The organism is Nocardia sp. CA-119907 (assembly GCF_050955995.1).
In the GTDB taxonomy this organism is placed as follows: Bacteria; Actinomycetota; Actinomycetes; order Mycobacteriales; family Mycobacteriaceae; genus Nocardia.
In genome coordinates, this window is the sequence record NZ_CP192091.1 from 2,750,814 (window position 1) to 2,773,212 (window position 22,399).

General features: G+C 64.5%; 17 protein-coding genes. 12 read left to right on the forward strand and 5 right to left on the reverse strand.

Features of this window, described 5'->3' with window-relative positions; translation table 11 throughout:
- Window positions 1-21: 21 nt before the first annotated feature.
- Together ACQP2D_RS12345 and ACQP2D_RS12350 are read right to left on the reverse strand one after the other, a co-directional pair.
- Window positions 22-1,224, reverse strand: coding sequence for a cytochrome P450 (locus ACQP2D_RS12345; RefSeq protein ID WP_433683837.1), 1,203 nt, complete (start codon window positions 1,222-1,224; stop codon window positions 22-24).
- Window positions 1,225-1,333: 109 nt separating this feature from the next.
- Window positions 1,334-1,924 (reverse strand): TetR family transcriptional regulator, encoded by a 591-nt coding sequence (locus tag ACQP2D_RS12350; protein WP_433683838.1) that lies wholly within the window; start codon window positions 1,922-1,924, stop codon window positions 1,334-1,336.
- A 394-nt stretch (window positions 1,925-2,318) separates the two neighbouring features.
- Between ACQP2D_RS12350 and ACQP2D_RS12355 the strand changes: the two genes are divergently transcribed.
- Window positions 2,319-3,773 (forward strand): class I adenylate-forming enzyme family protein, encoded by a 1,455-nt coding sequence (locus ACQP2D_RS12355; protein ID WP_433683839.1) that lies wholly within the window; start codon window positions 2,319-2,321, stop codon window positions 3,771-3,773.
- Window positions 3,774-4,006: 233 nt separating this feature from the next.
- Here ACQP2D_RS12355 and ACQP2D_RS12360 read toward each other — a convergent pair whose 3' ends face one another.
- Window positions 4,007-6,136 carry a hypothetical protein gene (locus ACQP2D_RS12360; RefSeq protein ID WP_433683840.1) on the reverse strand — a complete coding sequence of 710 codons (2,130 nt, stop codon included), beginning with the start codon at window positions 6,134-6,136 and terminating at the stop codon, window positions 4,007-4,009.
- A 401-nt stretch (window positions 6,137-6,537) separates the two neighbouring features.
- A complete protein-coding gene (locus tag ACQP2D_RS12365; RefSeq protein WP_433683841.1) occupies window positions 6,538-7,239 on the reverse strand; it encodes a MerR family transcriptional regulator in 702 nt (233 codons plus the stop codon).
- Window positions 7,240-7,503: 264 nt separating this feature from the next.
- On the opposite strand from ACQP2D_RS12365, the gene ACQP2D_RS12370 reads away from it, so the two are divergent.
- The 11 genes from ACQP2D_RS12370 to ACQP2D_RS12420 all read left to right on the forward strand — a co-directional run bounded on the left by ACQP2D_RS12370 (window position 7,504) and on the right by ACQP2D_RS12420 (window position 21,173).
- Window positions 7,504-7,962, forward strand: coding sequence for a hypothetical protein (locus tag ACQP2D_RS12370; protein WP_433683842.1), 459 nt, complete (start codon window positions 7,504-7,506; stop codon window positions 7,960-7,962).
- Between the two features lie 51 nt (window positions 7,963-8,013).
- Complete coding sequence (locus tag ACQP2D_RS12375) at window positions 8,014-8,910, forward strand: ROK family protein (protein WP_433683843.1); 897 nt, start codon at window positions 8,014-8,016, stop codon at window positions 8,908-8,910.
- A 428-nt stretch (window positions 8,911-9,338) separates the two neighbouring features.
- Window positions 9,339-10,481: a GAF domain-containing protein gene (locus ACQP2D_RS12380; RefSeq protein ID WP_433683844.1), complete on the forward strand. Its 1,143-nt coding sequence runs from the start codon at window positions 9,339-9,341 to the stop codon at window positions 10,479-10,481.
- A 69-nt stretch (window positions 10,482-10,550) separates the two neighbouring features.
- On the forward strand, window positions 10,551-11,567 hold the full coding sequence (locus ACQP2D_RS12385) for a conjugal transfer protein (protein WP_433683845.1): 1,017 nt from the start codon (window positions 10,551-10,553) through the stop codon (window positions 11,565-11,567).
- A 16-nt stretch (window positions 11,568-11,583) separates the two neighbouring features.
- Window positions 11,584-11,853, forward strand: coding sequence for a hypothetical protein (locus ACQP2D_RS12390; protein WP_433683846.1), 270 nt, complete (start codon window positions 11,584-11,586; stop codon window positions 11,851-11,853).
- On the forward strand, window positions 11,853-12,392 hold the full coding sequence (locus tag ACQP2D_RS12395) for a hypothetical protein (protein ID WP_433683847.1): 540 nt from the start codon (window positions 11,853-11,855) through the stop codon (window positions 12,390-12,392). The genes ACQP2D_RS12390 and ACQP2D_RS12395 overlap by 1 nt, the downstream gene beginning before the upstream one ends.
- On the forward strand, window positions 12,392-14,920 hold the full coding sequence (locus ACQP2D_RS12400; protein WP_433683848.1) for an ATP-binding protein: 2,529 nt from the start codon (window positions 12,392-12,394) through the stop codon (window positions 14,918-14,920). The genes ACQP2D_RS12395 and ACQP2D_RS12400 overlap by 1 nt, the downstream gene beginning before the upstream one ends.
- Window positions 14,917-17,484, forward strand: a complete 2,568-nt coding sequence (locus ACQP2D_RS12405) for a hypothetical protein (RefSeq protein WP_433683849.1) — start codon at window positions 14,917-14,919, stop codon at window positions 17,482-17,484. The genes ACQP2D_RS12400 and ACQP2D_RS12405 overlap by 4 nt, the downstream gene beginning before the upstream one ends.
- A gap of 146 nt (window positions 17,485-17,630) precedes the next feature.
- Window positions 17,631-18,449: a hypothetical protein gene (locus tag ACQP2D_RS12410; protein WP_433683850.1), complete on the forward strand. Its 819-nt coding sequence runs from the start codon at window positions 17,631-17,633 to the stop codon at window positions 18,447-18,449.
- A gap of 434 nt (window positions 18,450-18,883) precedes the next feature.
- Window positions 18,884-19,978 carry a DUF4226 domain-containing protein gene (locus ACQP2D_RS12415; protein ID WP_433683851.1) on the forward strand — a complete coding sequence of 365 codons (1,095 nt, stop codon included), beginning with the start codon at window positions 18,884-18,886 and terminating at the stop codon, window positions 19,976-19,978.
- Between the two features lie 265 nt (window positions 19,979-20,243).
- Entirely contained in the window at window positions 20,244-21,173 is a 930-nt protein-coding gene (locus ACQP2D_RS12420; RefSeq protein ID WP_433683852.1) for a transglycosylase SLT domain-containing protein, read from the forward strand.
- 18 nt (window positions 21,174-21,191) lie between these two features.
- Here the strand turns inward: ACQP2D_RS12420 and ACQP2D_RS12425 are convergent, their stop codons facing one another.
- Complete coding sequence (locus tag ACQP2D_RS12425) at window positions 21,192-22,238, reverse strand: DUF4226 domain-containing protein (RefSeq protein WP_433683853.1); 1,047 nt, start codon at window positions 22,236-22,238, stop codon at window positions 21,192-21,194.
- Window positions 22,239-22,399: the final 161 nt, after the last annotated feature.

Consider the following 22,399-nt stretch of genomic DNA (forward strand, 5'->3'; position numbering starts at 1 on the left):
CCGAGTTCGACGGCGAGGTACTTACCAGGTCACCGGCAGGGCCTTCGGGCCGCGCACCAGTAGGCCGGTCTTCCACGGCACCTCGTCGACCGGCACCGCCAGGCGCAGGGTCGGGAACCGCCGCAGGAGCGAGTCGAGCGCCACTTGCAGCTCGACCCTGGCCAGCTGGGCACCGAGACAGTGGTGTGCGCCGTGCCCGAAGGCCATGTGCGGGTTGCGTTCTCGGATGAGGTTCAGCTGCTCGGGATCGTCGAAGACGGCCTCGTCCCGGTTGGCGGCCTGGGTGTTGACGAATACCGACTCCCCGGCCCGGATGGTGACGCCGCGCAGTTCGAGATCCTGGGTGGCGATTCTGGGAAATGACCCGCCCGAACCCAATTGGACGTAGCGCAGCAGCTCCTCCACCGCGCTCGGGACGAGTTCGGGTCTGCCGCACAGCAATTCCCACTGTCCGGGCTCGGTGAGCAGCACGTAGGTGAAGTTGGCGATCTGGTTGGCCGTGGTCTCGTGGCCCGCGATGAGCAGGCCGATTCCCAGGTTGACCAGCTCCGCCTCGCTCAGCTGGTCCTCCTCATCGCGCGCGGCGACCAGTGCGCCGAGCAGATCGTCGGTGGGCTGTTCCCGGCGCTGCGCCACCAATTCGCTCAGGTACGCCTCCAAGCCCGCCCGTGCGGCGCTGATCTGCTCGCGGGTGTGCGCTGTGGTGGACAGCACCGTATCGGAGAAGTCCCGGAAGCGGTGCTGGTCTTGCGCTGGGACACCGAGCATTTCGCAGATGACGGTGACCGGCAGCGGCAATGCGAGCAATTGCACCAGATCGGCGGGCGGGCCGGATCGCTCGATTTCGTCGAGCCGCTGGTCCACGATCTGCTGGGCGCGCGGGCGCAATGCCTGGACCCGGCGGCCGGTGAAGGCCTTGACCACGAGTTTGCGCAGCCGGGTGTGCTCCGGCGGATCCATGCTGAGTAGCGAGTTGCGGCGCGCGGGCTCGGGCGTGGTGCGCGGAATGTCCTCGCGGTCGATCGCCGCGGCGCGGCTGAACCTCGGGTCGGCGAGTACCAGTTTCACATCCTCGTAGCGGGTCACCAGCCAGCCATCGCCGCCGTAGGGCAGCCGGATGCGGCTGATCGGCTCCTCTCGGCGCAGCCGAGCGAAGAGCGGATCCATGTCGAGGCGGACCGGAGTGCCGAAGGGGTAGCGGCGTACCTCGTTGTCGACTGGCATGTGCGATCTCCCTTCCGCGACGCAGACGGTAGGCGCCCGAGTGATGTAAGCATCTGCTTACAAATCGATGGTAGGAAGGCCACATCGGCCCGTCAACGGTTGAATCTCGTTACGGCGGTGGGAAATTCACATCCACGCGCTCCAGCAGCACGCGCGCGGCGCGCAGCACATGCTGGGCAACCGCCGCCGGATCGGCGCTGGCCAGTGGTTCTCGGCGATGGACGGAGCGGACCAGCCCGATGCCGAGCAACCAGGCGAGCAGCAGCTCGGCGCGCAGCTCGGCATCGGGGCCGTCGGTGAGCGCGGAGAGCGCGCCGACGTATTCATCGCCCAATTCGCGGCGTATCGCAGCCGCTCCCTCATCGTGTCCGCTGGAGCGCAGCGCCGCCTGCAGCCAATGCCCCTGTGCCGCCGAGCCGCTCGGCGCGAGCGCGCGTGAGAGCAAGCGGCCGAGCAAACCATCGACCGGCCCGTCCTCCAGCACGCGTCGTCCCCGATCGGCGATCGCCGCCCGGAACAGTTCGTCCTTACTGCCGAAGTATCGGAACAGCAGTGCCTGATTCACCCCGGCGTGCGCGGCGATTTCCCGCACCGTTGTGCGCTCGTAGCCGCGTTCGGCGAACAACTGTTGCGCCGCGGTCAGAATCGCGGTTCGTGTCGCGGCCGAATCCCTTTTGCGGCCGACGTTCTCAACAGACATGTGCCCTCCGGTTGATCCCAGACAGAGCAGCGTAAGTCCCGCGGTGAGCGGGACCAAGTGCGGCTCGCGCGACCGTGCCGGGGTATTCGTCGCGTTTCCCAAAAATGGGAACGGGGATTGTGGGCATGCACGAGTCGCGGCGGTAACGTTGGGCACCTGGCGCCGCTAAGAATTGGACCTCGACGGTGGTGCTGGAGCTGTCACGATGCGGAAGGCGTTGGTCGCGCGGACTTCGGGTTCCATTGCTCACCTCTTGTTCCCCCTTGCCGGGAGGTGCCGGGGATAACTGCTGCGATCGGCGATGGGTGCCGTTTCGTGACCCCACTCCCTGTTGCGGATTCTCGAATTCCGCAACGGGAGTGGGATATCCATCGCGCCATCGGAAGGACAATTGATGGATGCCCTCGATCGGCCGTTTCTTGTTTCCGCCGATGCGGATCCCATCTTGTCATTCGGTCAGCTCGAGGCCTGGGCCGAATCCGTCGCGTGGTGTTTGAAGAGAAATGGCGTCGGTTCAGGTGATGTGGTCGTCGCCGAACTACCGAATTCACCGGCCTTCGCGGCGGTAATGTCGGCGGTCTGGAATATCGGTGCGGTATTCGCGCCGGTCGATCCGCAGCTGAGTGCGCAAGAGAAGCAGCAGATCTTGGCGCTGGCCCGGCCCAGCGTGGTGGTCGCGTCGACCCCGGGGCCGATCGAGTCGCCGACGCTACTGTGGCGCAACCCGTTCGAGCCACCGGCACAGATCGAATGGATCCCGTCGCAGGCGGCGCGCAGACATCAATGGGCGCCGACGGTGCCCGACCCACCGGTGCACGAAGGTGACCGGCTGATCCTGTTCACCTCCGGCTCCACCGGAGCGCCGAAGGCGGTGGCGCTCTCCGAGGCCAATATCGCGGCCGGAATATCCGCTGTCGCAGATCATTTCGCCCTCTCACCGGAGGATCGCACCATTGCGCTGCTGCCGTGGGCGCAGGGTCACGGACTGTTCGCGAACCTGATGGCGACCCTGCGCAACCGCTGCACGGTGGTGCTGCCGTCCGCGAGCGAGTTGCGCGAGTCGCACCGATTGCTGGACTCGGCGGCACCAACCTGGCTCACGGTGGTGCCAGCACAGCTGGCCGGTCTCACGGCCGGGCTGGTGGCCTCGCGAAAGCGGGCGCGCGGCATGCGCTTCCTGCGCACCGCCTCGGCACCGCTATCGCGCCTGGCGGCCGAGCGCGCGGAACGCCTGCTCGGCTGCCCGGTCGTCGAGGCCTTGGAACTCGCCGAGACCAGTCACCAAGCGGCGGCCGATCCGCCGTCGTGGGAACGGGTCCCCGGCACCGTCGGCACACCGACCGGTGTCGAATTCCGCCTGGCCGGTGACGAATTGGCGGGCGGGCACGAGCTGGAGGTCCGCGGCACGGCACTGTTCAGCAGATATGTCGGCAATCCGGCGGCCACCGCGGCGGCCTTCACCGCGGATGGCTGGTTGCGCACCCGCGATGTGGCTCGCCGCGAGCGTGACGGACGCCTGCGCATCCTGGGGCGGCTCAGTGAAATCGCGCACCGCGGCGACCACGCGGTCGCACCGGTCGATGTGGAGTCCGCGCTGGACGAACATCCTGATGTCGTCTCCTCGCTCGCGACGCGGGTGCCGCATCCCCGCTTGGGCGATGACATCGCCGCGGTCGTCCACCTGCGCAAGGGTGCGCTGACCACCAAACGAGACATCGTGCGGCACTGCCACGCACACCTGGCCGACCACCAGATTCCGGGCCAGATCCGCATAGTCACCCAGCTGCCGAAATTGCCGAACGGAAAGCCGAGCCGTCGCATGGCGGCACAGCTGTTCGAGGTCGGCTGAAACAGCGATCGGCGTAGAGCCGTGCTGGACGGGAGTTCTGTAGTCCGGCACGGCTTTCCGCTGTCCTCATCGGTTGCGTCGGTAATGACCGGGATTTGAGTTTGTCGCGGAGAAGCTGCTCAGCCACATAGTGCTCGCGGCGGCACCTGCTATTGCGTCTCGCCCGAAATCGGGGTGCGCCACCGTGACCGGCATGTGTATCGGCGCGCGAGACGTCCCGGCGGAACGTGTCACTAGAACGTCGGGATCGCCTTGGACGGGGTCAGGGTGCTGCTGCCCGTCCAGTACTCCGGCAGTGCCATCTTGTGCAGAATTCCGGACGCCGCCGCGAAGTCTTGCGCCCGGGCCGCGGCCAGGTACTCCCGGCTCAGGTGCACGTTGATGAATCGGTTCATCAACGCGGCCCGGTCCCGGGTTACCGTGCCGGTCAGGCCGGGCAACGAATTTCCGGTGCCCGACACCACATCCCTAATGGCATGGATGACCGATTCGGTGGGGTTGTTGAAATAGCCGCGAAGGAACTGCTGCTCCATCGCGGTGAAGCTGCTGAACTGCAGATCGGGATCGGCGAAGCGACGTTCCGCGAGCCGATGTGCGGTGCGCTGGAACAGCGCGATATTGGCGGGGGTCCGACCCAATTTGAGGACGCCGAGTGAGGCAATGGCCTGTCCGACGTGCTTGTCGCCGTCCCACATATTCGGCCCCCAACTGGTTCGGTAGTTGTAGGCCTTGATGGCGTTGGTCCGCATGTCCTCATCGGTGAATCCGGCACTGAACATGGCCGCTTCGGCATCGCCGAGGCCGCCGCCGCGGTCGATGACCCGGTCCACGGCGACGGCGGCGCCCATCGGAGTGTGGCCATACGTCGCCGCCGCGGATCTGGCGGAGTCGATGATCTGCTCGCGCGTCCGGTAGTAGTTGCGGATCCAGCCGAACCGGTCCGCCTCCACCGCCATCTTCATATTCGCCAGCTCCGCCTGCTGCCGCATCGCCGAGCGCGAACTCAGCGGAGATCGCCTGCGGCCCATGAGATATTCGGTCACCGGCGATGCGTTGACCGTATTGAGTGCCGCCAGCGCGGTGACGAATTGCTGCGTTCCGGACATGCCGGAGCCCGATCCCATCATGGGTCCGCCGCCACCGGACCGCCCGGCATGCCCGCTGGCGAGCACACCACTGATCTGGTTGGCTATGCGCCCGGTTCCGGCGCCCAGACCATGGCTTATCCGGCGCAGCAAGACGATCCCGACGATCATGAACGATCCGCCGATGAAGATGACCGCGATGCCGTGCCCCTGCGCCTGTTCGAACACATCGCCGAGCACCAAGGCGTAGACGCCGAGATATCCGGTGAATGCGACCATTTTCCCGGACGATACGAAGGCATCGACCAGATTGCGCACCAGGAACGTCTGACTCGGTCCATAGATGTATCCGCCTGCGGCGAAGCCGAAGATGGCCATGAAGGCGTGATAGATCGCCTCCGCAGCGGCCATCACGATCTTTCCGGACAGGTATACGCCGAACATCAGCAGGACCGCGGCAAAGATCAGCAACAGTAGGCCGGTGCAGATCTGGCCCGCATTGGGATTCTGGATCTTGGTATACGCCGCGGCGTCGCCGCAACGCTTCATGCCGCTGGTGACCTTGTCATCGCTACCGGCCAACACACCTTCCGACCACGCGGCGCGGCACGCCGGTGAGTCGTCCACGACATGGCCGAAGTTCCACACCTGCAGTGGATAACGCACGAAATTGTCGGCGAGCGTGCCCTCGATCGAGTCGACGACCGCATTCGGGCTCGGATTCGATTCACCATTGAGGCCCGCGGCTACCGCCACACCGACGTCGCGCCCCTGTGCGAGTAGCCCATCCGAGGACAACACATCGGCCAGCGGATGCGCCAGATAGGGCATGCTGAACATGGCGACCGCGATCATCGTCCCTATCTGAAGCGTGGCTTTGGAGAACTGTCCGCGTAAGACGAACCAGGCCACGGGTATTCCGCCGATGGTTACCGCGAGCACGAAGACGATGGGGGTGGCGATTTGTCCGGCCAGGGTGTCGGCGACCCCGCTCAGCGGCTCCGCGACCAGGTCGAGCCAGCGGAAGCTCACCACGTAGTCGATCGCCCAGATACCGGTGACCTCGGTGGCCATGAACCCCGCGAACTCCAGATCGAGTGCGGTCGACAACGCGGCATTCCCCGGATGCAGAATGTTGCCGTGATTCGTGGCGAATACATAGTTGGCCAGCGGAACTCCGTGCGAATCCCGGACATTCATCCAGCCGACGGCATCAATTGTCGAGGAGCCGGCGGCAGCGGTCCCTGTCTGCGCCGTTGCCACCGCGCCGATCGCCATTGGAACAACGAATAGTATGAATACACCGAGTAGCAGTCGAGCCGTTATCCGGCGCAGCCGAGTCGCGCCGATCCAGTGCCCGCATCGACGGATCACCGCGCCCGGTCGCCACCGCTGCGTATCCCAGAACTCCAAGTCCGACAACGCATTTGGGCGGTCTATCTTGCCCGACTCGAGTCGCGTGCCAACGAGATTATCCGATCGCCCGAACACGCATACAAAGATAGTAGCCGGTCGAGTATCGAAACCCCTTTGTGCTCACGATGATTCGTATGTAATACGCAAAGAATTCACCGGCGACACATCAATTCACGTTCGGCGTCGTCGAAATGCGATCATCGGCCAAAACTCGATGCGTGGTCGCGGCGAGATATCCGCAGCGCTGCGCGGGGAGGAAATTGTTATGGGGTCGGCGGCAGTTCGGAGTGCCTGGCGAAGGCCTGATCGATCAACTCCGACGTGGCGCGAGTCGCGATCAGTCGCGCGATGGCCAGATCGGTCTCGAGTTTGGTGCGGTCCTTGGGGGTGCGCTCGGATTGTTCGTAAGCGCGTCCGGCCAGGCTGTAGAACATTTCGGTGGCATAGCGATCGGCGATCCGATCGCAGTCGGCGCGCAGCCGCTCGATCAATTCGAAGGCGGCGGTTGCCGGGAGACCGATGTCGACGAGCCGGGTGGCCAGATCGCAACAGCGCGGATTGGTCAGGCGGTAGGCCTCGAGCGGATCATCACTCGAGGCAAGAGCCTGCTTCACGTAGTCCGGCAGTTCGGCCGTCTGCTCATCCCGGGCGGCGCCTGCGTGTTGTGGTGTGGTCGGCGGCTCGGTGCTCGGCTGGTCGGCCGCGACACCGAGGACATCGGCCAGACCGTCGCCACGATCCCAGGCTTCCAGCAGTTCCCGGATCCCGTTCAGCTTCATGCCGCGGCTGAGCAGGCGACTGATCGTCTGCAGCCGCTCCAGATGGTCCGATCGGTAGTAGCCGATCCGACCCCGCACCTCGGGTGAGGGCAGGAGTCCACGCTCGTGGTAGACGCGCACGCTGCGCACCGTGGTGTCGGCTACCCGGGCCAATTCATCGATCGTGTATTCCGACTGCACAGCCATACCTCACAGGAAACCACAACTTACCCCGTAGAACGCGGCCCGTGGATGAACGTGCCGTTAATCAACGATACGTCGACATCACTACTTGGTCAATGTGCCGTTACATAGCGGCGGAAACGGTTGCCGGGTGACGGATCGTAAGTTAACGTGCGTCGTACAGCAGTTCACTGCTGGTTTCCGGGGACTGTTGAGCAGCCCTGATGCCCGCCCGACATTGGGACACGTCTTGCGTGGCGTGTGCCCTCGGCAGTCTCGGAGACGGCTATGAGCATTGTGCAATCGCGTCGGCCAGCGATCGGATCGCAAACGGCGCCACAGATTTCGGCGATCCCCACTGCGGCCAAGGCCGTGCACCGCCCGCCCTGCGCGGATGGTCCAGACGATTGGGACCTCGATGTCGGCACCCCCGAATCCTGGCGGGCTGCCATCCAGACCTGCCACCACTGTCCCTTATTCGCCAAGTGTGGGCAGTTGGCGCAGACACTCACCGCGCGCGGCGACGGTCCGCGGGCAATGATCTGGGCCGGGGTGGCCTACGACAGTGCGGGCCGGGTGGTGGAAAACCTCGATCGGCACCGCACCACCCCGATCGATCACAAACGACCACTGCGCATTATTCGCAACAGCACTCGGCCGGTGTGCGCTGATCTTGTACCCGCGACCCCGCGACGGCGTATCGTGCTCGGACACCGGCTGCGGTCGGCCGGTTCGAGCGGCCTGTAACGCTGTGGGCGGCGGACGGTACATGAAAACTCTTGCGGCGGTGGGTGACCTATGACGATTCTGGCTCTGGAGATCGGTTCCGAGGGGTTCGCAGCGACCCTCGTCGGCGAGGAAGTCGCGGACGAAGAGATTCGGCGAGTTCCATTGCCGTCCGCCGCCGCGTGGGCCACCTGCCGGGATCTGTTGCTCGAGGTGTCGCGGAATCATGAGATCACGGCCGTCGGCATCGGCTCGTCGGGTCCGATCGACATGCTGGCCGGAGTGGTCGCGCCGGCCGAGATTCCGGAGTGGCGAACCGGTTTCGCTCTGGTGGAAGCGGTGCAGAAGACCTTTCCCGGTGCGACGGTGCATCTCGCTCTCGACGGCGTTTGTCTGGGGCTGGCCGAGCGAAACTTCGGCGCGACCAGCGAGGTCATGGACGCCCTTTCGGTGACGGTATCGAGCCGGATCTGTGCCGGAGTCATGGTCGGCGGCTTCGTTGTGGTCGGACGTACCGGAAATGCCGGACACTTCGGCCATGTCCTCGTTCCGGGGTTCGACGACCTCTGTGAATGCGGGGGGCGCGGTTGTGTGGAGGCGGTTGCCGGTGGCAGCTCGATCCTGCGTTGGGCGCATGGCCAGGGCTGGATCGGCAACTCCGTCGACGCTCTCGTCGAGGCGGCGCGCGGCAGCGACGAGATCGCCGTTGCCGCACTGAATCGTGCGGGCACGGCGCTCGGCCGGGGGATCGCCTCGGTGGCGCCGGTGCTCGATATCGATCTGGTGGTCATCGGCGGCACCGTGGCGAAAGCCGGTCCGGCGCTGTGGAAACCGCTCACCGCGGCGGTGGCGACACACGCTCGGCTCGGATTCTTGACCTCCCTGCGCGTTATTCCTTCGGAGTTGGACGGTATCGGCGTTCTCGCGGGTGCGGGTGTGCTCGCCATGATGGCCCGGGTTCCCGCCTAGGGCATGCGTTAGCGGGTCGTCCGGCCGGGTTGTCCGGAAACCATCAGTTACGACGGGGCATTTCGTGCCGACGGCCGGTGGCGGCGCGTTCGATCGCGTGCCGTCACCGGGTTGTGCGGCCGGGTGTCCGACGTTGCCCCGAAGCCGTCGCGTTTCGGTGTTACCGCAGGTCGCATGGCATTGTTGTGCGATCGATGGCGCACCTGTATGGCTGGAAACGCCTGTGCCGCCGTTCATCTTGTCTTAGGACTAGGTTAAGAAACCGGCATTCGGTTTGCTCCGTCCGGTATGAATCACAAGACTTCCTTCAGGTGAACATGTTCCTGACGTGTTGATTGGACCGCTGAACAACGGTACATTGAACATGTCACGATCGTGGCTCAGCTGAGTCACGAATCCGGAGGAAACGGCTGGTACGGGCGAGCGAGATGCGGAGCGACGCAGTAATCCCATGGGTGACCATAGAAACGTTGACGCCAGATGTGATGTCGGTGGCGTCGGTGGGGGAAGCACCGCGTGAGTTCGCGGGCTGGCCCCGGGTTCTGCAGCGGCTGCTTGCGAAGATGCCCGCGATCTATGACAGCCTGACAACCGCGCGGTTGGCCGCGGCCATGCAGGCGGCGCGGGATCAGGCCGAGGATGTGGATCTGCAGATCCCGACCCGCTCGGGACCGTACGAATTGAAGATCCGGCCGGTATTCGGGCCCGCGGGCGATGTGCACGCGGTCCGGCTCTGGCTCGGCCCCGCTGCCGCGCAGACGCCGGAGTTGCGGCCCGCCGTGGGCGTGATCTGGGATCTGAAATCGCAGACGATTCAGCAGCCCATCGGCGTCACTCGGCTCTCCGGCAGCGCGCCCGAGGAATATGTGCCGAGGATGTCGATCGCGGAGTTGTTCCACCGGATGACGGCGTTCGATCGGCATGCCGAGGTGCTCGATCTGCTCTACGAACCGAAGCCGGGGGATAAGCTGCAGTTCGATGTCACGGTGCCACACGGCTCCGGCCGAGCCGGGCGCTGGCGCGTGACCATCCGTGCTCGTGACGACGAGCGGACCCGAGGCGCCTGGTGGCTGATCGAGGACATCTCCTCCGACGATCAACCCGCGTCCTGGGCCACGCTGGAGCGGGTTGGGTTGCGTGAGGCGCACCGCCGCGCCGGGACCCACTTGGCGGTCGTCCAGCTCGAACACACCAGTATTTCGCACTGGCTCACCGATCCGGCGCCATGGGTGCGCTGGGACTATCTGTTCCAGCCGATCGACGTGTTTCATCCAGACGATCGGGTCCGGTTGATCGAGCTGGGCGATCGACTGCGAGCCGGAGAAACCGCCGGAGTTACCATGCGGGTCCTCAACTACGGTGGCGGATATACGCCGACATCCTTGCTGCTCTATCCGTATCCCGGATATTCGACTCGGCAGTTGGCGATCGCGCAGTTGGTGCGGGTCGCCGATGATGTGCCCGTGCTGGAGCCGCATCAGCAGGCGATCGAGCCGGGTACGCCGGTCGGTTACGACGATCAGCTGCGCCATTGGCTGGTCGACCGTATGAAACGCAGTCCGGTCTTCTGATTGTCGTTATTCCCAGGCGCGGGAACAGGTAGGCAATTGGGAGCGGTCCGGCTCTCTACCATTTCGAGAGTGCGGACATCGGCTGGCAGGCAGGCAGATTCGGGCGAGGAATTACTTCGCCGGATGGCCGCCCGCCGCCGCCGCGACAATGCGATTGTCGCCGTCATCGCCGTGCTCGCGGTCCTCGGCGGTGGCCGAACCATCCTTGGCTGGTTCGCCGATGAGCCGGCCGCGAAGTCGCCGGACACCATGTCGAGCGCCATCATCGGCCATGCCCGGCTGGCGGAGTCGTTCGCCGAGGAGTTCGTGGTCACCTACCTGAGCGCCACCTCCGGCCAGCAAGAACGCCTAGGCGAGTACGTCGGTGCCGGACAGCAGATCAGCCTGCCCGCAACCAGCCGACAGGTATCCGATCCGATCGTCGTTTTTACCTCGCGCAATGTGAGCACCGACGCGTTCGACGTCTGGTCGATCACGGTTTCGGTCAAGGTCGCCAAGGCGGGCGGTGGCGCCGCGACGACTGGTAGTCGCGAGTATTACCGCGTCGCGGTGTCGGTGGCAGCCGACGGCAGGCGTCGCGCGTTGGCGGTGCCCGCGGCGGTCGAGCCGCCGGGACGTGGCATCGATCTGGTACTGGGATACCAGAATCCTTGTGGCGCGGAATCGCCGCTGGCGCAGGTGGCTTCCGGATTTCTGTCGGCGTATCTCACCGCCTCCGGCGATATCGCGCGCTACACCGTGCCGAACTCCGGTATCGCGGCACTGCGGCCCGCGCCCTTCACCTCGGTGGAGTCCACAACGGTGTCGTCCGACGAGGGTGGCTGCGGTGTGGGCGGATCGAACGCCCGCGTGCTGGTCACGATCAACCCGAAGACCGCCAGCGGTTCGGCGCCGACCCTCGCCTACCCCCTGACGATGATCCAGAACGCCGGACAGTGGCAGGTGGAGTACCTGGATTCGATGCCCGAACTACGCGAACCCATGACAGTAGTCGCCGCCGAGCAAGGGTCGGGCGGTGCCCCAACCAGCACAGCGACCACAGCACCGAGTTCGGCGGTGTCGATCCCACCGGCGACACAGAACTGAACAGAAAGGCACCATTATGGGTAGTCAAATCAGCATCATCCTCTACAACGGGCTGATCTTCATCCGTTGGGCGGGGATGATCATCATCGTCGGTGCCGGCTTGGTCATTCTCGTCTCCGAGGGGGTGAAGTCGAAGCTGTCGCCGGGCCGGCTCATCGGCGTCACCCTCTCGGCGTTGCTGGCCGTAGTGCTGTTCTGGACATTGCCCACCCTGGCCAACTACGTACGTGTCGACACCAACACCCGGATCGTCCAGGATCAACCGATCGGCGGGGTGTACCGCTAGTGACCCAAGTCGTCAAGGTGTTCACGCCGATCAAACGGGTCCCCACCATGATCGGCAAGGCACAGAACGGGCAGAAGCTGCCGTTCGGGCCGTACACTTTGCCGCAGATGGTCGGTGCCGGGGTGCTCTTGGTGATCACCTCGGTGCTGGCCATGACACTGCCCGTGAACCCCGCCATCAGCTTCGTGGTGGGGTTGGTGATCACCGTCGTCACCGTCGTCGCACTGGGGTTGGTGCCGTATACGGGGGTGCGATTGACATCTCGGATTCTGTGGATCGGCCGGCTGATCGTCATCCGCAGGCCGGTCTCCGCCTCGGGCATGCCGGTCGGTGAGGAGTCCGGGCGGCACACGCTGTTCGTCGAGGAGAGCGTGGTGATCTTGCTGCCCGATCGCAAGGTCGCCGCCATCGATGACCACGCGGCGGCGGTAGCAGTACTGGCGAGTGAGCGTCCGCTCAACATTCTCGAAAGATGGAGCAAGTCATTGCCACAGGCGGAAGACAGGGGCAATGGCGCGTTACCCGGAGGGCGGAACTGATGGCATTCGAACGAGATCTGCAGCCGACCGCCGCCATTCGCGGGCATCTGCAATTCACGCACGGCGGTCTGGTAACTGCCAACTACTTCATCAACCCGCTGGGCTACGGGTTGCGCAAGGCGAGTGACAAGTTCGATGTCAAAGCGGCCCATCATTCGCTGATCAATAGTCTGCCGAACGGTTCATTGCTGCTCGGTATCCAGGCCCGCCTCAACACCCTCGACGTGCTGAGCAAAATGGTCGAGGGCGTTGATCTGGACGAGTGCGAGGATTACGCCACCGAGGTGGTGTCCTCCTTCGAGCGGGTCCGCGCGATTCAGCCGCAGACCCGGATATTTCTGCTGTCGATCCCGGTCGGGGCCAGCAATTCGGGTATTTCGGCATTGTCGCGGATGTGGCGTGGCACCACCACGACAATCGACGCCGCCGCGCTGTCGCGTGCTGACCTGGATGCTTACGACGAGAAGGCCAATGAGATCCTCTCGCGCATCGGCGGCGACTTCGACCCGATACCCGTGCCTGCCGCGCTGTTCCAATGGTTGTGGGAGCACTATCTGAGCCGTGGCGCAGTGGGCGACCCGGTCGCCCCGACCCGGGCCGGAGTGCTGGACGACGCGACATCGGCCGTCTTCCGCTCGGCTGCCCTGGACGAGGGAGCACAGGCCGACAGCAATCGACGCCTCCGCCCCTCCTTCGTGCCGGTGATCAAGGTGGTACAGCCGGATCTGGTTTTCCAACCCTCGTACCAGGCGGTCCTGACACCGCGCTCATTCCCGTACGCGGGCATGTCCTTCCCGGGCGGCAGTGAATTCCTCAGTGTGCTCGAGGGCATGCAGGACGTCACGGTCGACTGGGGTATGCGGATATCGACGAAACCGGCGGAGCAGGTTCTCAAGAACAACGAGCTGAGTCTGCGGCGGCTGGGCGAACAGATGGACCAGCGGGATCAGGAGGTTTCCTTCGCGCAGAACACCCTGATGTCGAAGGCACAGATGTTGGGCGAGTACAACCAGCATTTCGAGGTCAACGGCGGTGAATCCGAGGTGTCTTTCACCACCGTGATCGCAATCGGCGGAGCATCGCGCGATGCGACTACGGATGCTGTCAATACGCTGAAGCGGCGGTATCGACGGTTCAATGTGGAGATGACGGCGCCGGTCGGCGCGCAGGTCGATCTGTGGTCGATGCTCATCCCCGGCAGCGCTCCGCGTCGGGCATACGATGATTTCGCGCATATCGTGCCCTCCGATATGTGGGCGGGTTTCGTGCCGTTCACCACCAGCCAGATCGGCGATGACAGTGGACCGGTAATCGGGGTCAATCTGTTGTCCGGCAATTTCGAGCCGATCCATTTCGGGATCATGGAAGCGGCGCTGCACGACCTGTCCGCGTCGTTCGCGGTCACCGGTGAGCTCGGCTCCGGCAAGTCCTATTTCTTGAAGCTCATGGCCGTGCTGGTCCACGATATGGGCGGGCAATTCCTGGCCATCGATCGCAGTCAGGTCGGTGAGTGGGAGCATTTCGCGTCCTCGATCGATAATGCGGTCGTCATCGACCTGGCCAATCCGACGGTGTCGTTGGATCCGCTGCGCCTGTTCGATCCGCGGATCGCGGGGGAGCGGGCGCTGGATTCGATTCTGCCGCTGCTGGATCTGTCGCCGACATCCGGTGCCGGCGCGGCCGCGAGCAATCTGCTTACTCCGAGAGGGATTGCCGAGCACGGCATTCGGAGTCTGCTGGACTTCCTGCAGGTCGTACGTCGGTTGCGGGACACACCCGGGGTGGGTGAGGACTACGCCGATTTGGCGGCTCGGATCGGGACCGTGGTCGATCGGGTCCCGGTGCTGTTCGATCCGAAGCTGCGGCCGCTGCGGCTCGATGCCGCGGCGACGGTGGTCCGCAGCCACAATCTGGCCTTGCCGACGGCGGAGGAACTCACCACCCCGCACCTGTACAACCGGTTGCCGCTGACGAAGCGTCTCGGCACCGCGCTCTATGAACTGGTCGGCGTTGCCGCCAGGGAAGCGTTCCTCACCGACAACGGCAGATTCGGTCTGCTGGTCGGCGACGAGGCGCACCATTTCACCCAGACCCAGGTCGGCTCGGCGGTGACCTCGGACTTCAGTCGCGACGGTCGAAAGCATTTGGCCGCAATCGGATTGGCGTCGCACGATCCGGCGACCGACTTCCAGGGGGCGGCGCACAATCTGATTCCCAACCGGTTCGTCTTCCGGCAGCGGGATGAAACGCTGGCCCGCAACAGCCTGGAATGGCTCGGCGTCGACCTGGAGGAGGCGCCGTTCCTGTTGCAGATTCTGCGCGAAGAGACCTCGCCCCCGGTCGGTCAGGGGCGGCAGGTGCCAGAGGAGCGACGTGGCGAGATGTTCATGCGGGATGCGCTCAATCGCATCGGTCGCGGCAAGGTGCTCGGTCCGGCGCGGGAGGATCGGGCCGAGGCGATCAGCAGCACGCCCTCGGGAAAGGGTGCTACGCGCTCCGCATTACCGCAACGTCAGGAAATCGCATGAGACTCCCGGCCACCGTGCCCACTTGGTCGCGCGCGTGGCATGGCTCCGATCTGGGACGTGAGCTGGAGTCCTGGGATCCGGTCCACTGGCAGCCGAGGGTGCTCGCGCACCGATGTTGGCTGTGGATCACCGCGACCCGGCGCCGACGCTGGATCTTCTGGGGGTTGGTCGCGTTCTTCGTGCTTGTTGTGATGCCGGTTGCGCTCGGTGCGGTGGCCGGCGCGCAACCCGACACCGACACCGCGGGGTCGGGCGGTAACAGCGTGCTCGGCGTTACGAATATGCGGGATTCTTCGGGGGTCCCGGTGTGGCGATATACGTACGTCACAAACGACGGAAGCATATTTCATCCGATGACGACCATGTGGGCGGCGATCCTCGGCTTTATGTGCGCGTTCTTCCTTCTTGTCGTGGTCCTGCCGCTCTGGGGGTTCAATTCCGCGATCAGCCTGAGTTGGCTCGATTGGATCCGCGCACCTTTGTCCGGGGCCGCCGGAAGCGTCACGGCTCAGATTGCGACGACGGCGATGTTCTTCACATTCGTCACGCTCGGCTCGTTCTTCGTTGCCTATTTCGTTGCTCGTGGTTTTTTCGCCAAGGCTTGGTTCCAAGTTGCAACCTTGCTCGTGCTGGCGAGCCTGAGTGCGATGTTTCTCAGAGATCCGCTCGGCGAGGTATTGTCCCCGCACGGCATGATGGCCCAGGGCCGCGACGTCGGCCTTTCCGTGGCAGCGGGCCTGAACGGCGACAGCCACGCGAGTCCCGCCGCGGTTGCGGAGACCATGCAGGAGAACATGGTCGACAATTTTGTGCGCCATCCGCTGCAGGTATGGAATTTCGGTCACATCGTCGACCAACGGCCGGGATGTGCCAGTGCGTGGTCATCCGGCATATTGTCCGGCAGTGACAGTCAGGTCAAGAAGGGCCTGAAGGGCTGTGGCGATTCCGCTGCGGCGTCGGCCGCGGACAATCCCGGTATGGGCCAGGTCGGTGCCGGTCTAGTGCTGCTGATTTTGATGTTGTTCGGGATCATGCCCTTTTTCGGGTATATGGCCATCAGGATCATATGGTCCGGACTGGACTCCATCTATTGGGGATTCATGGGCCTCTTCGGCTTCGCTGCGGGTGGCTATGTATACGGCCCGACGCAGACATTTACGATTCGCAGTATTGTGCATGGTTTCTTTTCGTTCTTTCGGATGGCGGCCGAAATAATTTTTGTCGCGGTCGTGGCGTTGATCGAGAACGAGATGCTGAAGCAGGCGAAAGGCCGTGAAACTGCCGTATTATTCATCACCGCGGTGGTGATGATAGTCGCTTTCCTGCAGGCGAGGCGCTTTACCGGCAACCTCGACCGTGGCAATGAATGGATTGCCAACCGCTTCGCCCTGGCGGTTCAGAATGGTGGTTCGCGAGCGGGCGGTGGTGGTGGAGGTGGTGGGACCGCACTCGGTATGGGTCAATTCGGTGCAGGCCACAAGATGTCGGGTATGGGAATGATGGCTCTCATGGGTGGCGCGAGCACGATTGCCAACTCGCCGTTGACCGAGTGGCTGATGATGGGGTTGCCCGGATCGTTCCATCCGCAATCCAGGCTGAAGAAGGCGATAACGAAGGCGCAGGGCGGGGTATGGGCCGAGGATGACCGGTTCGGTGGGCGTTATGGCTGGTATTCCATGTCATACATGAACCGAGAGTTTTTTTCGCGGACGGCTGCGGAAGAAGGCGAGGCGTACGGCGGATTGGACACATACTTCGGAAACGCTGGTGCTGCGTACAGTGTTATGGCAAAAAATGGTGGCAGTGCGGGCGATGCATTCGGGGCAATGATCGGTGCCGGTGCGCGGGACGAGAGAATGGCGAGAATATCCGCCGAATCGGTCGAGACCATCAGGAAAGCCGCGGCCGCCACTCCGTTGCGGGATGCCGACTTGTCTTTCGTGGCTGCTGCGGTGCACCAGGTCGAGAATTCATCGCGACTGGTGGTCGCCGGAACTGGCACTCCGATGCAGCGGCAGCGCTACATCGAAGAGACGGCGGCCCACATCGGGACCCTGGAGCAGTCGGTTCGGGAGTACCGTGCGTTCAGATCGGGTGGCGTCGCCCTCGACGGCGGTGCCGCTGCAGGGCCTCAGCTCGGTTATGTCCGGGAATACATGAACAACGTTGTCGCCGATCCCCAGCGCGCGGAGAGAATGATGCAGGCCCTTAATGAGGTCGTCGTAGGCGCGCCATTCAACCTGAATGCGGCCAATGCCGTCGAGCGGACGATGTTGCAGCACGCTGGTGTGGATGTGACGACGGCGGATCGCATGAAGAAGTGGATTATCAACGAGCATGCCTTAGAGCTGGAGACCGCCTTCGATGCTCTCCGGGGAGATGTAACCAATGTGTATTCTCATCGTAATATGAGGGACGCGGCCTACCGGGCTACCAGAACGCGTCACGTGATGGATGGCGGGACCGGAGCTCCACCAGTTATGGTAACGCCGAGTGGCGGAAATCCCATTAATCCGAATTGGGCGCCAGGCATGGCCTCGGTGAACAGAGCGATCGGGAATTAATTCGTCATACGGGGAAGTAATTTGCTCGGCCTGCGCAGAGAGGGTATTCGATGATCGGTCGCCTGATGGTCCTCGCGATGATCCCGGGGTGGGCATGGGTTCTGCTCCTTACTGTGGGTGGGGTGTGCGGGGTCGGGGGCGCGATTATGACGCTGGCCGGGAACACCTCCACGTCGGCCGCCTCGGATCTGCACTACCAATGCGATAGTGCGGTCGGTCCGGATCCGGCCGTCACCACAACGACATCGAGCGCTACCACCTCGCGCCGGGCAGCCGACACCATGCCCGAGACCGAGGTGCCTACCACGAACCCGTACGCCGAGTGGACCATCGCGCCCGATGACACCGATGCCTCGGACTGGCAGCGTTCGTGCGCGTCCGCGATGCGATCGGCATCGTGGCAGCTGCCACCAGTGCAGACGGTCAATACCGGGCTCGCTGTGGAGTGCGCGCGGCAGTACGCGCTGGCGGTGGCCCGCAATCCGGCGACGCTCCAGCCCGGCCGCAATGGTTCGCCGGGCACGGTCGATGCGGCGACATTGACCAAGAGCGTCATCGATGCGGCATCGGGTGCGGCGATGACGGGTCAATGTCTCCAGGCGGCCACGGGCACCGGGGACGGCGCGGTCGGCTCGTCATCGGGTGCCACCATGCCGCGAACCGAGGCGACCCAGGTTGCCTGCGGGCGGCCGTCGAGTTCGACAACCACCGCTCGGTCGGCCGTTGTGCTGCCGAGTGCTATTGCCGCTCAGGGTGTTTGCGGACAGCGAGTCGACGCGTCCGCCGTCTCGCCAGGGGATCTGGTCTTCTGGGACTACCGGTCCAACGCCCCCACCCGAGTCGGTGTGGCCGTCGACGCGACCCAGATCATTACTGTTGATCCGGATTCTGGGCAGGTCGTCGAACAGGTGCTGCCGACCGGAGGTGATGTTCGGGTCAAGCGGGTGTTGAAGGGGGATTCGTGACGAGTCCATTGGTGTGGGACGCGGCGGCGGAGCCGGCAGTCGATGATGCGGATGGGGATTCGGGGGATAGTGCCCTAGCCGGGGTAGTGACGCCCTGGACGCGAAAGGCTCGGCAGGGGGCGAGCCCCGGACCGGGTGCGCCGGGGCTGCCGGGGGCGGGTTCGGGTGGTAATTCGCAAGCGCCACAGCAGGGTTCGGACCTGGAGAATAAGCCCGCGATGCCGGGTCAGCCTCCGGCCGGTTCTGGTTCTGGTCAGGCTGGTTCGGGTAAGAGTGCGGCGCCTCCGGCGGGTGCTGGCGCGCCGGAGGCGGTTGCGCCGGGGGCTGCGGGTCAACAGCCCGCGCAGGCTCCGGCTCAGGCGGCGCCCGCGCAGAGCGCGCCTGCGCCGGCAGGTGCGGTGGCGCCGAATACGTCTCGGACCACTGATGATTCGATGGCCGCCGATCATGGCGGTGGGTTGTTGGATCCGGAAACGCTGACCGCGTTGGCGCCCACGGCGATGATGGCCGGGGCGATGATGCTGCCGATGATCGCCTCCGCGCTGGCCGGACTCGGCGGCGGTGGTGGATCCGGTTCCGGTAGTGGAGGTGGCGAAGCAGGTGAGAGCGGTGGGCTGAGCCCCGAAGCCCAAAAGGCCATCGATGTTCTCAAACAATTGAAAGACGTCTACGGCACCAACGACGCCAACGACGCCAACGGCTCCGACGGCTCCGGAACCCCCACCGGTCGAAAGAAACTCGGCTCCACCACCACCAGGGGCAGCACCGGCAGCGGAGTCACTGCGACCAAACTCAAGGCCCATCAGTTGTATCAACGCAACGCCGCTACCGCGTTCAACAACCTCGACAACGACCTCGTCAACTACATGCGCTCCATGGCGGGCAACCACAAGATCGACAAGAAAGCCGTCATCACCCTGCTCCGCGAGGTCGACACCCAACTCGCCGAAATCGGCTCGGCCGCCTACACCAAAGCCGGACAGCAAAAAGTCCACCAAATCCTCACCAACGCCCTGGCCAAGGCCGCCAAAATCGTCTCCGGCGGCAACGCCGCGGCCACCGGCACCGCCGCTGAAATCAACCGCCTCACCAACCAATACATCTACAACCTCGCCGGACGCGAATACACAGCCGCAAGCGGCAGCGCAGGTACCGCGGCAACGACAGTCGGCGGCACCGTTGGGCAGTGGATTCAGCAGGCGTTGCAGGTGCTGCGGCAGATGGGGTACGACATCAGCAAGATCAACCCGGAAGATATCGCGATCATCATCCAGCACGAATCCGGCGGCGACCCGAACGCCTACAACGGCTGGGACAGCAACGCCGCGAACGGGACTCCATCGATCGGCCTGATGCAGACCATCGAACCGACGTTCAACCAGTACGCCGCTCCAGGGCACACCAACATCCGCAATCCGGTCGACAATATCGTCGCGGGTGTCCGATATGCCATCAGTCGGTACGGATCTGTCGACCGTGTGCCGGGTGTCAAGGCGGTCCGTTACGGTCTGCCGTACAAGCCGTACTGATATGTCGTCGGAGCGGGAGGTACCGGATTCGAGCGTGGGCGATGCCCGGAGCGCCGACGCTCGGGTCGCAACTTCCGAGCCCCGTCGCAAGCCCGCCGCGTTGCCCCGGGGGAGTGGGCCGCACGTACCGCCGCTTTCGTCGGCCGGTGCGGCTACCGCCGCCACCTCGAGTTCGGCAGCCGCAGCAGTACAGGGCCGATCGGCGAGTCCGATGCCCGGACCATTCACTGCCACAACCACTTCGGCGGTTGGCGGCGGATCGGAGTTGGCCGCCGTCGCAGCCGGTGCCGGTCCGTTGGCGGCCGCGGCGATGGGCGCACTGGCATCGATCTCGGCCCAATATGGTGACGGCACTCCGACGTCCGACACTGGTCAGCCGAATGCGCCGCCGCTGGTCGGCGATGGAGCGCCCACTGGACCGGTGCTCTGGGACGGCGCGTTCGGCGCGCAGTATTCGGCCAGCAGACAGAGCGGCACCCAACAGAACGACGCGTTGGGCAACCTGAATGCTGAACTCGGCCGAATTCTCGGTGGTTCGGCCAACGACACCATTCAGGGCCGGGCGGCGATCGCTTCGATCATCGCCGAGGCCGATGCGGCATTGACCGCGCTCGGTGCGGTCGGAAATTCCGCCGCGACCCAGCGTCAGGTGATCGTCGCACTCGGTGATGCCCTACAGCGGGCCGGGGCGGTGCTCGGGAACGGACAGTCGGCGGCGGGTGTTTCGGCCGAACAGGTTGCCGCACTGGCCAATCGGTATGTCGCGGACTCCGGGCGAGCCAGACCGCAGGTGTATGCGCGTGCCGTTAGCGGCGGCCCGCCGAGCACGCAGCCCAGCGGTGAAGTGGGGCAATGGATCAACTCGGCCATGCAGATCCTGCGCCAGAACGGCTATGACATCAGCCAGATCAACCCCGCCGATGTCGCGGCGATCATCCAGCACGAATCCGCGGGCAATCCGCACGCGATCAATGGCTGGGACAGCAATGCCGCGGCCGGACATCCCTCCAAGGGGTTGATGCAGACCATTGATTCCACCTTCAATGCCCATGCCCTGCCCGGACATCGCGATATCTGGAATCCGGTCGACAACATCATCGCCGGGGTGCGGTACGCCATCGACCGCTACGGCTCGGTCGCCAATGTGCCCGGCATCGTGAAGTTGCACCACGGTGGCGCGTACGTAGGCTACTGAATCCGCGGTGGATTCGGATCAGCTGAAGCGGCTGGCGTGATAGCTGCGCGGCAGGTTTGTCACACGGACGTTCAGACCGGTGCGTGGCGCTTCGACGCATTGCCCATTGCCGATGTACATCATGACGTGGCCCGGGTTGCCGTTGTTGAATTCGGAATCCGGGAAGATCAGGTCGCCGGGGCGAATGTCGGCGGGGTTGACCTTGGGGAGTTGGCGGTACTGGTCCGCGGCGACTCGTGGAATGTTGACTCCGGCGGCTCTGGCCGCGTATTGCATGAGTCCGGAGCAGTCGAATGACCCGGGCCCTTCGGCACCCCACACGTACGGGTCGCCCTGCTGGGCCATTGCCACCGCAACCGCCTGCTGCGCGGCCGCCGAGGTGGCACCGCTGCTGCTTGCCGCCTGGTATTCGCGTCCGGCGAGGTTGTAGATGTATTGGTTGGTGAGGCGGTTGATTTCGGCGGCGGTGCCGGTGGCCGCGGCGTTGCCGCCGGAGACGATTTTGGCGGCTTTGGCCAGGGCGTTGGTGAGGATTTGGTGGACTTTTTGCTGTCCGGCTTTGGTGTAGGCGGCCGAGCCGATTTCGGCGAGTTGGGTGTCGACCTCGCGGAGCAGGGTGATGACGGCTTTCTTGTCGATCTTGTGGTTGCCCGCCATGGAGCGCATGTAGTTGACGAGGTCGTTGTCGAGGTTGTTGAACGCGGTAGCGGCGTTGCGTTGATACAACTGATGGGCCCGCAGCTTGGTCGCGGTCGCCCCGGACCCGGTGCCGCGGGTCGTGGTGGAGCCGAGTTTCTTTTTGCCGGTGGGGGTTTCGGAGTCGTCGGAGCCGTTGGCGTCGTTGGTGCCGTAGACGTCTTTCAATTGTTTGAGGACATCGATGGCCTTTTGGGCTTCGGGGGTGAGCCCGCCGCTCTCACCTGCTTCGCCACCAGAACCTCCGCTACCGGAACCGGATCCACCACCGCCGCCGAGTCCGGCCAGCGCGGAGGCGATCATCGGCAGCATCATCGCCCCGGCCATCATCGCCGTGGGCGCCAACGCGGTCAGCGTTTCCGGATCCAACAACCCACCGCCATGATCAGCAGCAGCCGAATCATCAGTGGTCCGAGACGTATTCGGCGCCACCGCACCCGCAGGAGCAAGCGCGCTCTGCGCGGGCGCCGCCTGAGCCGGAGCCTGCGCGGGCGCGGGCGCGGGCTGTTGACCCGCAGCCCCCGGCGCAA

Excerpts from the sequence above, each read along its gene's own strand:
- ACQP2D_RS12345 (WP_433683837.1), bottom strand. The coding sequence starts at position 1,224 with ATGCCAGTCGACAACGAGGTACGCCGCTACCCCTTCGGCACTCCGGTC.
- ACQP2D_RS12350 (WP_433683838.1), bottom strand. The coding sequence starts at position 1,924 with ATGTCTGTTGAGAACGTCGGCCGCAAAAGGGATTCGGCCGCGACACGA.
- ACQP2D_RS12355 (WP_433683839.1), top strand. The coding sequence starts at position 2,319 with ATGGATGCCCTCGATCGGCCGTTTCTTGTTTCCGCCGATGCGGATCCC.
- ACQP2D_RS12360 (WP_433683840.1), bottom strand. The coding sequence starts at position 6,136 with ATGGCGATCGGCGCGGTGGCAACGGCGCAGACAGGGACCGCTGCCGCC.
- ACQP2D_RS12365 (WP_433683841.1), bottom strand. The coding sequence starts at position 7,239 with ATGGCTGTGCAGTCGGAATACACGATCGATGAATTGGCCCGGGTAGCC.
- ACQP2D_RS12370 (WP_433683842.1), top strand. The coding sequence starts at position 7,504 with ATGAGCATTGTGCAATCGCGTCGGCCAGCGATCGGATCGCAAACGGCG.
- ACQP2D_RS12375 (WP_433683843.1), top strand. The coding sequence starts at position 8,014 with ATGACGATTCTGGCTCTGGAGATCGGTTCCGAGGGGTTCGCAGCGACC.
- ACQP2D_RS12380 (WP_433683844.1), top strand. The coding sequence starts at position 9,339 with ATGCGGAGCGACGCAGTAATCCCATGGGTGACCATAGAAACGTTGACG.
- ACQP2D_RS12390 (WP_433683846.1), top strand. The coding sequence starts at position 11,584 with ATGGGTAGTCAAATCAGCATCATCCTCTACAACGGGCTGATCTTCATC.
- ACQP2D_RS12400 (WP_433683848.1), top strand. The coding sequence starts at position 12,392 with ATGGCATTCGAACGAGATCTGCAGCCGACCGCCGCCATTCGCGGGCAT.
- ACQP2D_RS12405 (WP_433683849.1), top strand. The coding sequence starts at position 14,917 with ATGAGACTCCCGGCCACCGTGCCCACTTGGTCGCGCGCGTGGCATGGC.
- ACQP2D_RS12410 (WP_433683850.1), top strand. The coding sequence starts at position 17,631 with ATGACGCTGGCCGGGAACACCTCCACGTCGGCCGCCTCGGATCTGCAC.
- ACQP2D_RS12415 (WP_433683851.1), top strand. The coding sequence starts at position 18,884 with ATGGCCGCCGATCATGGCGGTGGGTTGTTGGATCCGGAAACGCTGACC.